The 12,566-nt window shown below is 76.4% G+C and carries 11 protein-coding genes; 8 read left to right on the top strand and 3 right to left on the bottom strand.

From position 1 onward, the window contains the following. The first annotated feature begins 36 nt into the window (after positions 1-36). The 4 genes from coaBC to O2W14_RS04785 all read left to right on the top strand — a co-directional run bounded on the left by coaBC (position 37) and on the right by O2W14_RS04785 (position 5,469). Positions 37-1,257 (top strand): bifunctional phosphopantothenoylcysteine decarboxylase/phosphopantothenate--cysteine ligase CoaBC, encoded by a 1,221-nt coding sequence (gene coaBC, locus O2W14_RS04800; RefSeq protein ID WP_269174942.1) that lies wholly within the window; start codon positions 37-39, stop codon positions 1,255-1,257. Positions 1,258-1,383: 126 nt separating this feature from the next. Further along, positions 1,384-2,607: a methionine adenosyltransferase gene (gene metK / locus O2W14_RS04795; RefSeq protein ID WP_269174941.1), complete on the top strand. Its 1,224-nt coding sequence runs from the start codon at positions 1,384-1,386 to the stop codon at positions 2,605-2,607. Between the two features lie 12 nt (positions 2,608-2,619). Beyond that, positions 2,620-4,650 carry a primosomal protein N' gene (locus tag O2W14_RS04790; RefSeq protein WP_269174940.1) on the top strand — a complete coding sequence of 677 codons (2,031 nt, stop codon included), beginning with the start codon at positions 2,620-2,622 and terminating at the stop codon, positions 4,648-4,650. Positions 4,651-4,785: 135 nt separating this feature from the next. Next, positions 4,786-5,469 (top strand): hypothetical protein, encoded by a 684-nt coding sequence (locus tag O2W14_RS04785; RefSeq protein WP_269174939.1) that lies wholly within the window; start codon positions 4,786-4,788, stop codon positions 5,467-5,469. Positions 5,470-5,477: 8 nt separating this feature from the next. On the opposite strand, the gene O2W14_RS04780 is transcribed toward O2W14_RS04785, so the two are convergent. Continuing rightward, complete coding sequence (locus O2W14_RS04780) at positions 5,478-5,975, bottom strand: hypothetical protein (protein ID WP_269174938.1); 498 nt, start codon at positions 5,973-5,975, stop codon at positions 5,478-5,480. 62 nt (positions 5,976-6,037) lie between these two features. Between O2W14_RS04780 and def the strand changes: the two genes are divergently transcribed. Genes def through O2W14_RS04765 form a run of 3 tightly spaced genes read left to right on the top strand, consistent with a single transcriptional unit; the run spans position 6,038 to position 8,945 of the window. Further along, complete coding sequence (gene def / locus O2W14_RS04775) at positions 6,038-6,595, top strand: peptide deformylase (protein WP_269174937.1); 558 nt, start codon at positions 6,038-6,040, stop codon at positions 6,593-6,595. A 5-nt stretch (positions 6,596-6,600) separates the two neighbouring features. Then, on the top strand, positions 6,601-7,533 hold the full coding sequence (fmt, locus tag O2W14_RS04770; RefSeq protein WP_269174936.1) for a methionyl-tRNA formyltransferase: 933 nt from the start codon (positions 6,601-6,603) through the stop codon (positions 7,531-7,533). Then, positions 7,530-8,945, top strand: a complete 1,416-nt coding sequence (locus O2W14_RS04765) for an RsmB/NOP family class I SAM-dependent RNA methyltransferase (protein WP_269174935.1) — start codon at positions 7,530-7,532, stop codon at positions 8,943-8,945. Before fmt ends, O2W14_RS04765 begins: the two co-directional genes overlap by 4 nt. Before the next feature lie 278 nt (positions 8,946-9,223). On the opposite strand, the gene O2W14_RS04760 is transcribed toward O2W14_RS04765, so the two are convergent. Next, a complete protein-coding gene (locus O2W14_RS04760; protein ID WP_269174934.1) occupies positions 9,224-9,880 on the bottom strand; it encodes a cyclase family protein in 657 nt (218 codons plus the stop codon). A 64-nt stretch (positions 9,881-9,944) separates the two neighbouring features. Here O2W14_RS04760 and O2W14_RS04755 point away from each other — a divergent pair, with 64 nt between their 5' ends. Beyond that, positions 9,945-10,337 (top strand): VOC family protein, encoded by a 393-nt coding sequence (locus O2W14_RS04755; RefSeq protein ID WP_269174933.1) that lies wholly within the window; start codon positions 9,945-9,947, stop codon positions 10,335-10,337. Positions 10,338-10,400: 63 nt separating this feature from the next. Here O2W14_RS04755 and O2W14_RS04750 read toward each other — a convergent pair whose 3' ends face one another. Further along, entirely contained in the window at positions 10,401-11,885 is a 1,485-nt protein-coding gene (locus O2W14_RS04750) for a S8 family serine peptidase (protein ID WP_269174932.1), read from the bottom strand. Positions 11,886-12,566: the final 681 nt, after the last annotated feature.

Here is a 12,566-nt window from a genome sequence, read left to right as displayed (position 1 = left end):
CCGGGGACTTCGTCGTGTCTGGCGGAGGATGAGGGCATGAGCCGGATCGTGCTGGGCGTCGGTGGCGGCGTCGCGGCCTACAAGTCCGCCCTGCTGCTGCGGGCCCTCACCGAGCGCGGCCACGACGTGCGCGTCGTCCCGACCGCCTCGGCGCTGCGGTTCGTCGGCGCCGCGACCTTCGAGGCGCTCAGCGGCAACCCGGTCTCCACCGAGGTGTGGGACGACGTCCCCGAGGTCGCCCACGTGCGCATCGGGCAGACCGCGGACCTGGTGCTGGTCAACCCGGCCACCGCCGACCTGCTCGCCCGCGCCGCCGCCGGCCGGGCCGACGACCTGCTCACCGCCACGCTGCTCGCCGCGCACGCACCCGTCGTGTTCGTGCCGGCCATGCACACCGAGATGTGGCTGCACCCGGCCACCCAGGACAACGTGGCCACGCTGCGCCGGCGCGGGTCGGTCGTGCTGCCCCCGGCCGTCGGCCGGCTCACCGGCCCGGACTCCGGGCCCGGGCGGCTGCCCGAGCCCGCCGACGTCGCCGCCCTCGCCGAGCTGGTGCTCGCCGCCGGCCCGGGTGCGCTGGCCCAGGACCTCACCGGCCGCCGGGTCGTGATCAGCGCCGGGGGCACCCGCGAGGCGCTGGACCCGGTCCGCTTCCTGGGCAACCGGTCCTCGGGGAAGCAGGGCTGGGCGCTGGCCCGGGTCGCCGCCGCCCGGGGTGCCGACGTCGTCCTGGTCGCGGCCAACGTCGAGGCCCCGGCGCCCTTCGGCGTCCGCGTCGTCCCGGTGGAGTCGACCGAGCAGCTGCGCACCGCCGTGCACGCCGAGGCCGCCGGCGCCGACGTCGTGGTGATGGCCGCCGCCGTCGCGGACTTCCGGCCGGTCACCGTCGCCGGCACCAAGCTGAAGAAGGGCAGCGCCGGCGAACCGGACTCCGTCCAGCTGGTGCGCAACCCCGACGTCCTGGTCGAGCTGGTCGCCGCCCGCCCGGCCGGTCAGCGGGTGGTCGGCTTCGCCGCCGAGACCGGGGACGACGAGGGCGACGTGCTCACCCACGCCCGCGCGAAGCTGGCCCGCAAGGGCGTCGACCTGCTGGTGGTCAACGACGTCTCCGCCGGGCGGGTGTTCGGCCGCGCGGACAACGAGGTGACGCTGCTGGACGCCGACGGCACGGCCACCGCCGTCCCCGCCGCGGGCAAGGACGTCGTGGCCGCCGCCATCTGGGACCGGGTGGTGGCCGGGCTCCCTCCGCGGGGCTGACCGACTGCCGCCGACGACGGCTGTCGGCACCCGCCGGTACCCTCGCACCGCCAGGGTCCCGACCATCGCCGGAGGCCCTCCCGACCGCGATGCACGCGCTCGGCAGCCGACTGCAGGGAGAACCCAGTGTCACGCCGCCTCTTCACGTCCGAGTCGGTGACCGAGGGCCACCCGGACAAGATCGCCGACCAGATCAGCGACGCGATCCTCGACGAGATGCTCGCCCAGGACCCCCGTAGCCGGGTGGCCGTCGAGACGATGATCACCACCGGTCAGGTGCACATCGCCGGTGAGGTGACCACCTCCGGCTACGTCGACATCGCCGAGATCGTCCGCAGGACGATCCTGCGGATCGGTTACGACTCCTCGCGCAAGGGCTTCGACGGCGCCTCGTGCGGGGTCAGCGTCTCCATCGGCGCGCAGTCCCCGGACATCGCCCAGGGCGTGGACACCGCCTACGAGGCCCGCCGGGCCGAGCTCAGCGGCGCCGAGCACCGCGCCGCGGTGGCCGACGACATGATCGAGCGCCAGGGCGCCGGCGACCAGGGCCTGATGTTCGGCTACGCCAGCGACGAGACCCCCGAGCTGATGCCGCTGCCCATCGCGCTGGCGCACCGGTTGTCCCGCCGGCTGTCCGCGGTGCGCAAGGACGGCTCGGTGCCCTACCTGCGGCCCGACGGCAAGACCCAGGTCACCGTCGTCTACGAGGACGACCGCCCGGTCGCCGTGGACACCGTGGTCGTGTCCTCCCAGCACGCCGAGGACATCTCCATCGACACGCTGCTGGCCCCCGACATCGAGGAGCTGGTGGTCGTCCCCGCGCTCGCCGAGCTCGGGCTGCCCACCACCGGCCACCGGCTGCTGGTCAACCCCACCGGCAAGTTCGTCATCGGCGGCCCGATGGGCGACGCCGGGCTCACCGGCCGCAAGATCATCGTCGACACCTACGGCGGCATGGCCCGGCACGGTGGCGGCGCCTTCTCCGGCAAGGACCCGTCGAAGGTCGACCGCTCCGGTGCCTACGCGATGCGCTGGGTGGCCAAGAACGTCGTCGCCGCGGGCCTGGCGCGACGCTGCGAGGTGCAGGTGGCCTACGCGATCGGCGCCGCGCACCCGGTCGGCCTGTTCGTGGAGACCTTCGGCACCAACGCCGTCCCGGAGGACGTGCTGGAGAAGGCGATCACCTCGGTGTTCGACCTGCGCCCGGGCGCGATCGTCCGCGACCTGGACCTGCTCCGCCCGATCTACGGCCCCACCGCCGCCTACGGCCACTTCGGGCGCACCGACATCGAGCTGCCCTGGGAGCGGCTGGACCGCGTCGACGCCCTCCGCGCGGCCACGGGCGTCTGACGAAGGACCCACTTGCCCCCCACCACTCGCACGCTCGTGGCGGGCCCCTCCAAGGGGGCCGAGACAGTCGGTGACCCGGGCACCCGCGCACAGCGGGTGGCCCGGGTCGTCGTCGATGTGCCGCTGGCCCACCTGGACCGGCCCTTCGACTACGCGGTGCCCGAGGAGCTGGCCGAGCAGGTCGTGGCCGGCTGCCGGGTGCGCGTGCGGTTCGCCGGCAAGCTCGTCGACGGCGTGGTCGTCGAGCTCGCCGGGAGCACCGACCACACCGGCAAGCTGGCCCCGCTGGCCAAGGTCGTCTCGCCCGAGCCGGTGCTCACCCCCGAGGTCGCCGAGCTGACCCGCTCGGTCGCCGACCGCTACGCAGGCTCCATGACCGACGTCCTGCGGCTGGCGCTGCCGCCCCGCCGGGGCGCGCCGGAGAAGCGGCCCCGGCAGGACCCGCCGCCGCCCCCGTCGGCGCCGGACCCGGCCGGGTTCGCCCGCTACCCGACCGGGCCGCTGCTGCTGGAGGCCGTCGCCCAGGGGCACCCGGCCCGCGCGGTGTGGACGGCGCTGCCGGGGGAGGACTGGCCGACCCGGCTGGTCGAGCTGTGCCAGGCGGCGCTGTCCGGCGGGCGGGGTGCCCTCGTCGTGGTCCCCGACGGCAAGGACCTCGACCGGCTGGCCGCCGCGGCCGAGCGGCTGCTGCCGGCCGGCTCGGTCGCCGTGCTGCGCGCCGACTCCACGCCCGACACCCGCTACGGCCGGTTCCTCACCGCCTCCCGCGGCACCGCCCAGGTGGTGCTGGGCACCCGCGGGGCGGTGTTCGCCCCGGTGCGCGACCTGGGCCTGGTGGTCATCTGGGACGACGGTGACGACCTGCACGCCGAGCCCCGCGCCCCCTACCCGCACGCCCGCGACGTGCTGGTGCACCGGGCGCACCTGGCCTCCTGCGCCGCGGTCGTCGCCGCCACCGCGCGCACCGCCGAGGCCGCGCTGCTGGTGGAGTCCGGCTGGGCGCACGAGCTGGTCGCCGACCGCGCCACGCTGCGCACGGCCGCGCCGCGGGTCGAGGCGCTGGGCAGCGACTTCGAGCTGGCCCGCGACCCCGCGGCACGCTCCGCCCGGCTGCCCACCCTCGGCTTCGACGTCGCCCGCAAGGCCCTGCAGGCCGGCCGGCCGGTGCTGATCCAGGTGCCCCGCTCGGGCTACGTGCCCTCGCTGGTCTGCGACCGCTGCCGCGCCCCGGCGCGGTGCGCGCACTGTGCCGGGCCGCTGGGCATCGCCCCCTCGCCCGGGCCGAACGGGGTCCGCATCGCCGCCTGCCGGTGGTGCGCGCGGCCGGCGGCCACGTTCGACTGCCCGCACTGCCACGGCACCAAGCTGCGCGCCGCCGTCATCGGGGCCTCCCGCACGGCCGAGGAGCTGGGCCGGGCGTTCCCCGGGGCGGCGGTGCGGGTGTCCGGCCGCAGCTCCGGCGTGCTGGCCACCGTCCCCGGCGACCCGGCGATCGTCGTCGCCACCCCCGGGGCCGAGCCGGTCGCCGAGGGCGGCTACGGCGCCGCCCTGCTGCTGGACTCCTGGGCGCTGCTGGGCCGGGCGGACCTGCGGGCGGGGGAGGAGACGATGCGGCGCTGGATGAACGCCGCGGCGCTCGTGCAGGCCGGCGGGCGGGTCGTGGTGTCCGCCGACGCCGCGCACCCGGTCGTACAGGCGCTGGTGCGCTGGGACCCGGCCGGGCTGGCCACCCGTGAGCTCGCCGACCGCCGCGAGCTCGGCTTCCCGCCGGTCACCCGGATGGCCTCGCTGTCGGCGTCCCCGGCCGCGCTGGCGGAGTTCCTGGCCGCCCTGCGGCTGCCCGAGGGCGCCGACGTCCTGGGGCCGGTCCCGGAGCCGCCGCGGCCGGGGCAGGAGGGCGAGCGGGAGCGGTACCTGGTGCGGATCCGGCGCAGCGAGGGCGTCGCGCTGGCCCGGGCGCTGCACGACGTGCAGGGGGTGCGCAGCGCGCGGAAGGTGCCCGAGCACGTGCGCGTGCAGCTGGACCCGCTCGAGCTGGCCTGAGCCGCCGACCTGCGCAGTTCACGTCGTGAACGCGCCGGGTAGCGGGGGACGGCTGGCGGTCTGGGCTCCGGACCGCCGGGTCCCCTCGCGCCGCCCGGTCCACTGCCGGGCGGCGTCCTCACGTCAGGAGCACCCATGACCGACCCCCGTCAGCCCGCCGCCGGCACCACCCGCGGCGCCACCAGCGTCGGCCCGCAGAAGAAGCGGAAGGGCCTGTGGCTCGCCCTGGCCCTCGCCGCCGCGGTGATCGCGCTGTTGCTGCTGCTCAGCCAGTGCGGTGGCGACGACGACCCCCAGCCGGGTGCCGCCGGCGCGTCCAGCAGCCCCAGCAGCTCGTCGTCCTCGGCCTCGGCCAGCCCGTCGTCCAGTGCCAGCTCCTCACCCAGCGCCACCAGCTCGGCCGGTGGCGGTGCGGCCGGTGGGGCCGCGGCCGGGCAGCCGAGCAGCCTCGTCGCCGCCGACGGCACCGCCGTCCTGGACCCCGCGGCCCCGGCGGACCCGGCCCCGGTGCTGGGGCAGGTCGCCGGCCAGCAGGTCACCGCAACCGCCGTGCAGGTGCTCTCCGTCCCCGCCGACGAGGGCTTCTGGGTCGGCAGCTCCGACGCCCAGCGCGTGTGGGTCCAGCTCGCCGGTGCCGCCGGTGAGTCGCCGTACCAGGTGCGTCAGGGTGACCGGGTCGACTTCACCGGCACCGTCACCGCCCACGACGGCCAGTTCCCGGCCACGGTCGGCGTGGACGACGCCGAGGGCGCGGCCCAGCTGGCCACGCAGGCCCAGCACGTCGAGGCCGACCGCAGCACGGTGCAGCTCAGCAGCTGACCGGCAGGTCAGCCGGCCGGCTGGTCGAGCAGCTCCGCGAGCTCCTCGTCCAGCCGGGCGGTGGCCCGGTCGACCGCGGCGAGCTCGTCGGCCTGGCGCCACCAGCTGGGCAGCGTGCTCAGTGCCGCGCCCAGCCCGGCCACGGCACCCAGCAGCAGGTGCGGACGGTCGACCCCGCGGGCGCGCAGCGCGCGGGCCAGCGGGCCGTCGACCACCGTCAGGACCAGCCCCCACGCGCCGACGACGACTCCCTGCCGCAGCCGCACCGCCAGCTCCTCCGACGACATCTGCTCCGGGGGCACGCCGTCGACCAGCGCCGCCCGCAGCGCCGGCAGCTCGGCGACGCCGACGTCGACGGCGGCGACCCCGGCCATGGCGAGGTACAGCCGGCGGCGGGCCGCCGAGCGGGCGGGGTGGTCCAGCAGGGCGCCGCAGAGGGCGAGGACCAGTCCGTCGGCGGCGCTGCCGACGACGGCGCGGGCGTGGTGGGAGGTCACCGGGGTCATCCTCAGCACGGTAGCGAGGGAACCGCGCTCCCGGCGTCCTGGGCGCCGCCTAGACTCACCCGGTGAGCGTCACCCCGATCCGGATCATGGGCGACCCGGTGCTGCGCACCCCGGCCGCCCCCGTCGTCGACTTCGACAAGGAGCTGCAGCAGCTCGTCGCCGACCTGACCGACACCATGCACGCCGCCGGTGGCGCCGGCCTCGCCGCGCCCCAGATCGGCGTCGGCCTGCGGGTCTTCACCTGGTATGTCGACGGCGAGGTCGGCCACATCGTCAACCCCGACGTCGTCCCCGTGGGCGAGGACGTCGAGCGGGACGCCGAGGGCTGCCTGTCGATCCCCGGGTACCGGTTCGACTGCGACCGCTACCTGACCGTCGCGGCCACCGGCTGGGACATGTACGGCGAGCCGCTGCGCGTGGAGGGCTCGCACAAGCTGGCCCGGGCCATCCAGCACGAGACCGACCACCTCGACGGCGTCCTGTTCGTCGACCGGCTCGACACCGAGGCGCGCGCCGCCGCCCTGGACGTCCTGCAGGCCGCCGAGTGGCAGGGGCACCCGTCCTGGCTGCCCGAGGGCTCGCCGCTGCCGGTCCCCGTCGTGAAGGTGAGCCCCCACTGAGGCTCTTGTTCGCCGGCACCCCGGCCCCGGCGGTCACCTCCCTGGAGGCGCTGCTGGGCTCCACGCACGAGGTCGTCGCCGTCCTCACCCGCCCCGACGCCCCGGCCGGGCGGGGACGGCGCACCAGCCGGTCCCCGGTCGCCGAGCGGGCCGACGCCGCCGGCATCCCGGTGCTGCAGCCCCGCTCGCCCCGCGAGCCGGAGTTCCTGGACACCCTGCGCGAGCTGGCCGTCGACTGCGCGCCGGTGGTCGCCTACGGCGCGCTCGTGCCGCCCGCGGCCCTCGACGTCCCGGTGCACGGCTGGGTCAACCTGCACTTCTCCCTGCTGCCGGCCTGGCGCGGTGCCGCCCCCGTGCAGCACGCGCTCATGGCCGGTGACGAGGTCACCGGTGCGGCCACCTTCCAGCTGGAGGCGGGCCTGGACACCGGCCCGGTGTTCGGCGTGGTGACCGAGCCGATCGGTCCCCGCGACACCGCCGGGGACCTGCTCGGCCGGCTGGCCGTGAACGGCGCCGGGCTGCTCGTGGCGACCCTCGACGGCATCGCCGACGGCTCGCTCCGGGCCGAGCCGCAGCCGGCCGAGGGCATCAGCCTGGCGCCGCGGATCCAGACCGAGGACGCCCGGGTCGACTGGGCGCTGCCGGCGCACGTGGTCGACCGGCGGGTCCGCGGGGTCACCCCGGCGCCGGGCGCCTGGACCACCTTCCGGGGCAACCGGCTGCGGCTGGCCCCGGTCGAGCCGCTGCAGTCCTCGCTGGCCCTGGAGGCCGGTGAGCTGTCGGTCGGTCCCACCGGCGTGCTGGTGGGCACCGCGCGCGGCGCCGTCCGGCTCACCGAGGTGCAGCCGGCCGGCAAGAAGGTGCTCCCCGCGGCGGACTGGGCGCGCGGCGCCCGGCTCGTAGCCGGCGAGCGCCTCGGCGAGCAGGGGGGAGCATGACCGCCCCCGACCGGCGGGCCGGTCACAAGCGGCGCAACGACCCGGGCACCGGCAACCAGCGCCCGCAGTCCCGGCGGCACCGGCCGGTGCTGGACGGCGCCCGGCTGACCGCCTACGACGTGCTCGACGGCGTCTCCAGCCGCGACGCCTACGCCAACCTGCTGCTGCCCCAGCTGCTGCGCGAGCGCCAGCTCGAACCGCGCGACGCCGCCTTCGCCACCCAGCTGGCCTACGGCACGCTGCGCGCGACCGGCACGCTGGACGCGGTCCTGACCACGCTGGTCTCCCGGCCGCTGGCCGAGCTGGACCGCAAGGTGCTCGACCTGCTGCGGCTGGGCACGTACCAGATCGTCGACCTGCGGGTCCCCGCGCACGCGGCCGTCGACACCACCGTCGCGCTCACCCGGGCGATCGTGGGCACCGGGGCCTCCGGCCTGGTCAACGCGGTGCTGCGCAAGGTCGCGGCCGGCGGTGACCGGGCGGCGTGGGTGGCCGCACTGGCCCCCGCCGAGGACGCCGACCGGCTCGCGCTGAGCACCGACCACCCGCGCTGGATCGTCGACGCCTGGCGCGACGCCCTGGGCGAGGACACCGAGGTCGAGGCCGCGCTGCTGGCCGACGACCTGGCGCCGGAGGTGCACCTGGTGGCCCGGCACGTCGACCGCGACGCGCTGGTCGCCGAGTCCGGCGGTGAGGCCGGCCCGTGGTCGCCCTACGCCGTCCGGCTGGGCGGGGGAGACCCCGGCAAGGTGCGCAGTGTGCGGTCCGGTGCGGCCGCGGTGCAGGACGAGGGCAGCCAGCTGGCCGCGCTCGCCCTGACCCGCGCCCCGCTCGAGGGCCCGGACGCCGCCTGGCTGGACATGTGCGCCGGCCCTGGCGGCAAGGCCGGGCTGCTGGCCGCCGTCCGCCCGGCCGGGGTGCACCTGACCGCCGCCGACCGCGCCGAGCACCGGGCCGAGCTGGTGCGCGGCGCGCTGGCCGGGGAGGACGACGTCGACGTGCGGGTCACCGACGCCACCGCGCCCGACTGGCCGGCCGGCTCCTTCGACCGGGTGCTGCTCGACGCACCCTGCACCGGGCTGGGGGCGCTGCGCCGCCGTCCCGAGGTGCGCTGGCGCCGCACCGCGGAGGACGTCGCACCGCTGGCCGAGCTGCAGACCCGGCTGCTGGACAGCGCGCTGGCCTCGGTCCGGCCCGGGGGAGTGGTCGCCTACGTGACCTGCTCGCCGCACACCGCGGAGACGGTCGCCATCGTCGACGCGGTGGCCGGGCGCGACGACGTCGAGGTGCTGCCGATCGCGCCGCTGTTCCCCGAGGTGCCGGGCATCGCCCGGGGCGACTACGGGCAGCTGTGGCCGCACCGGCACGGCACCGACGCGATGTTCCTGGCCCTGCTCCGCCGCACCCGCTGAGGGCACCCGGCGCCCGGCCGGTCAGCCTGTTGCGGGTGCCCGTGTCCGCCGCGGACCGGGCACACGCGGCACGCCGTCCCGCCTGCTGAGCCCGGCGGGACGGTCCCGCGGGACCGTCTCGCCCGCGAGATCCGCGTCCTCGCGTGCACGCCGTCCCGCCTGCTGAGCCCGGGGACGGTCCCGCGGGACCGTGCCCGCCCGCGAGATCTGCGTCCTCGTGGCCTCCCGGCCCGTGAGGCCACGAGGACGCGGATCTCGCGGCGCCGGCCGTGCGGGGCTCAGCCGAGCGAGGCGAAGGCGCGCACCGGGAAGGTGGCCAGCCCGCGGACGGCGACCGGGACGGCGGTGAACACCGCGCCGGTGTCGGGCAGGCCGCCGAGCCCGGTGAGGTGCTCGACCACCGGGATGTCGGCGGCCAGCAGCGTGCTGTGTGCCGGGCGGGCAGTGCCGAGCGTGTCGTCGATGTTCACCGAGTCGATGCCGACCAGCGTCGCCCCGGCGTCCACCAGCGCGCGGGCGCCGTCCTCGGTCAGGTGCGGGTGGTCGCGGTCGAGGTAGGCCTCGGTGCCCCAGTGGGCGTCCCAGCCGGTGTGCACCAGCACCGCGCAGCCGGCGACGTCCAGCCCGGTGAACGCCGCGGTGTCCAGGGCGTGCCCGAGCCCGGCGGCCCGGACGACGACGGCCGGCAGCCCGGCGCAGCGCTCCAGCGGCAGGCCGGCCAGGTCGTGCCCGTCGCGGTACCGGTGCGCGGGGGTGTCGAGGTAGGTGCCGGTGTTGGCGACCATGGCGATGCGGCCGATCTGGAACTCGGTGCCCGCGGCGTAGGCGCCGTGGGACTCCTCGAAGCCCAGGTGGACGCCGATCTCGGGGGCGGGCAGGCCGGGGTAGGTGGTCATCCCGTGCTCGACGACGTGGCTCAGGTCGATCAGGCGCATGCGCGGATCCTGGCAGGTCCGATCGCGCTGGACGTGGGCACGGCCGTTGGGGACCCTGCCCGTCATGACCGCGCTGCTCTCCCACGTCACCGTCGACAGCCGCGACGCCCACGCCCAGTCGCTGTTCTGGGCCGCCGTGCTCGGCTGGGCCGAGGACCCCGACGACCCGAACGAGCACGGGGACGCCGAGTGCATGCTCTTCTCGCCCGACGGGCACCAGCGGCTGCTGTTCATCGACGTGCCCGACGCGAAGGTGGGCAAGAACCGGCTGCACCTGGACCTGCGGCCGGCCTCCGGCACCCGGGACGCCGAGCTGCTGCGGCTGCTGGAACTGGGCGCGGTGGTGGTCGAGGACCGGCGCCGGCCCGGCGGTGGCGGATGGTTCGTGCTCGCCGACCCGGAGGGCAACGAGTTCTGCCTGCTGACGAGCGAGGCCGAGCGGGCCGCGGTCGGCTGAACGCAGGACGGGGCGCACCGCCGGTCTGCGGTGCGCCCCGTCCCGTGCAGGTCGTTCAACCGGTCAGCGCACGGCCTCCAGTGCGTCGACCAGGCCCTCGCCGAAGTACCCGTTGTCGGCCGCGGGGCCGGTGCAGGTCGTCGTCCCGGTCGGGCAGGGGACGTCGTCGGCCTGGGCGTACAGCAGGTCGGTCAGCGCGGTGCCGGACAGCTCCGGGTGCGCGGACTTCAGCAGCGCGACCACGCCGGCCACGTGGGGGGAGGCCATCGAGGTGCCCGACTTCAGGCCGTAACCGCTGCCGGTGACGGTGGACAGGATCCGCGAGCCCGGGGCGGCGACGTCGATGACGCCCTCGCCGTAGTTGGAGAAGGACGACCGCGCCCCCGTCGAGGTGGTCGAGGAGACGGTGACGACGCCGTCCAGCTCGGCCGGGATGTCCTCGCAGCCGGCGTCGATCGTCCGGGTGACCGGGGTGGTGTCGTTCGGGCTGGAGCTGTCGGTGGTCTTGTGGGCCAGGTCGACGTTGGAGTTGCCGGCCGCCGCCACGTTCACGACACCGCCGTCCTGCGAGTACTGCACCGCCCGGTCGACGGCGGTCTTGACGGCGCGCTGGTCGGCGTCGTCGTCGCACCAGAACTGCCACGGGTCGATGTAGTAGCTGTTGTTCGTGACGTCGGCGCCGGTGGCCACCGCGTGCATGAAACCGCAGATCGCCGCCTCGGCGAAGATGAAGCCGTCGTCGTTGACGACCTTGACCGACGACATCCGCACACCCGGCGCCACCCCGACGATGCCGACCCCGTTGCGGGCCGCGGCGATGGTGCCCGCCACGTGGGTGCCGTGGTCGCTGGTGGTGGGCTGCCAGGAGGCGTAGCTGGAGTCCGGGGACCCGCTGAGGCAGCTGGCCGAGGCGGCGGTGTCGATGTTGGCCGCGAGGTCGGGGTGGTCGCCCTGGATCCCGGAGTCCAGGACGGCGACCAGCACGTCCCGGCTGCCGTCGGTGACCAGGTGTGCCTGGTCGGCGCCGATGGCCTGCATGTCCCACTGCTCGGCCTCGCGCGGGTCGGCCGCGGCGGTCGTGGTGTCCTCGATGCTCGGCGTCCGGGTCACCCGTGCGCCGGGCTTGCCCTTGCCGGACTCGCCCTTGGCCAGCGGGTCGCTGACGCCGTAGGTCGGGTCGGTGACGGCCACGGCGGCGGTGCGGGTGGCGCCGACGGACTCCACGGTCTTGTCCCGGCGCAGCGCCGCGGCGAAGTCCGCGTTGTCGGACTGGGCGATGACCACGCCGATCTCGGCATAGGACTCCACGACGGTGCCGCCGGCCGCCGCGACGGCCCGCTCGACCTTCAGCGTCTGACCGCGGTTGGCGGTGCTGATGTTGACCGCGTAGTTCTGCAGCGCGCCCTGGACGTAGCCGGGGGCCGGGCTGGCCGCCGGGGGTGCGGCGGAGGCGGCGGACGGGGTGAGGGCGGCCAGGCCCAGTGCGGTGGCCAGGGCCAGGCCGGTGGCCACGGTGTGCGTGGCGGTCCGGCGGGTGGTGCGGGGCATGAGGCTCCTCGTCCAGCGGGGCAGGGGCCGGGTGCTCCACGGAGCGGGTCCCGGTGCCGGAGGACGCTAGGTCGCACAACGCAACGTCACAACCTGGTCACAGGAAGTGCCTGGCCAGCGCCTCGCCACGCGAGGGAGGACCGGTCCGCCACGCCGGGTGGGTGACCTGGCTCACACCCGATCGGGATCGAGGGTGGCACGGCGCCAGGGCGTCGGCCGCGTCGCGGGCCCCGTGCCCAGGCGGGGTGCTCGGTGACCGCGGCGCACCGCCGGCGCAGCGGCCCGGTGGCCGCTGTCGGCGGCTCGTCACCGGGTCGGTGGGCTCGCCGTCTCAGCTGCCCGCGCCGGTCGCGGTCCGGTGACCCGGGCGATGGCCGTGACCGCCGCACCAGTCGGCGCCCGGTCCGGGGTGGCGCTCATGGCACGTCTGCGGCGTCCGGTGCGTCTGCACCGGGTGCTGCCCGGCGTGACGGTCATCGGCATCACGGGGGCGAGCCCGACGACGGTCCCGACGTCGGACGCGTCCGCGGTCAGCACGCAGAGCAGCCACCGGGGCGCCGGGGACAGGTGCACGTGGGCCCGACGTCGGTGCAGGTCACACGACCTCCACGGAGCTGAGCAGGTCCGCGTCCGTGCTGCTCTCCCCGTCACCGCCGGGGGCAGGAGCGGCCGGGAGTCGCC

Source organism: Modestobacter sp. VKM Ac-2986 (genome assembly GCF_026967795.1).
GTDB lineage: Bacteria > Actinomycetota > Actinomycetes > Mycobacteriales > Geodermatophilaceae > Modestobacter.
The sequence above is the reverse complement of the archived record's forward strand: the minus strand, read 5'-3'. Positions and strand labels throughout refer to the sequence as shown.

Bases quoted from the DNA above. Each gene is read 5' to 3' on its own strand.
- coaBC (WP_269174942.1), top strand. From the start codon at position 37: ATGAGCCGGATCGTGCTGGGCGTCGGTGGCGGCGTCGCGGCCTACAAG.
- O2W14_RS04785 (WP_269174939.1), top strand. From the start codon at position 4,786: ATGACCGACCCCCGTCAGCCCGCCGCCGGCACCACCCGCGGCGCCACC.
- O2W14_RS04780 (WP_269174938.1), bottom strand. From the start codon at position 5,975: ATGACCCCGGTGACCTCCCACCACGCCCGCGCCGTCGTCGGCAGCGCC.
- O2W14_RS04765 (WP_269174935.1), top strand. From the start codon at position 7,530: ATGACCGCCCCCGACCGGCGGGCCGGTCACAAGCGGCGCAACGACCCG.
- O2W14_RS04760 (WP_269174934.1), bottom strand. From the start codon at position 9,880: ATGCGCCTGATCGACCTGAGCCACGTCGTCGAGCACGGGATGACCACC.
- O2W14_RS04755 (WP_269174933.1), top strand. From the start codon at position 9,945: ATGACCGCGCTGCTCTCCCACGTCACCGTCGACAGCCGCGACGCCCAC.
- O2W14_RS04750 (WP_269174932.1), bottom strand. From the start codon at position 11,885: ATGCCCCGCACCACCCGCCGGACCGCCACGCACACCGTGGCCACCGGC.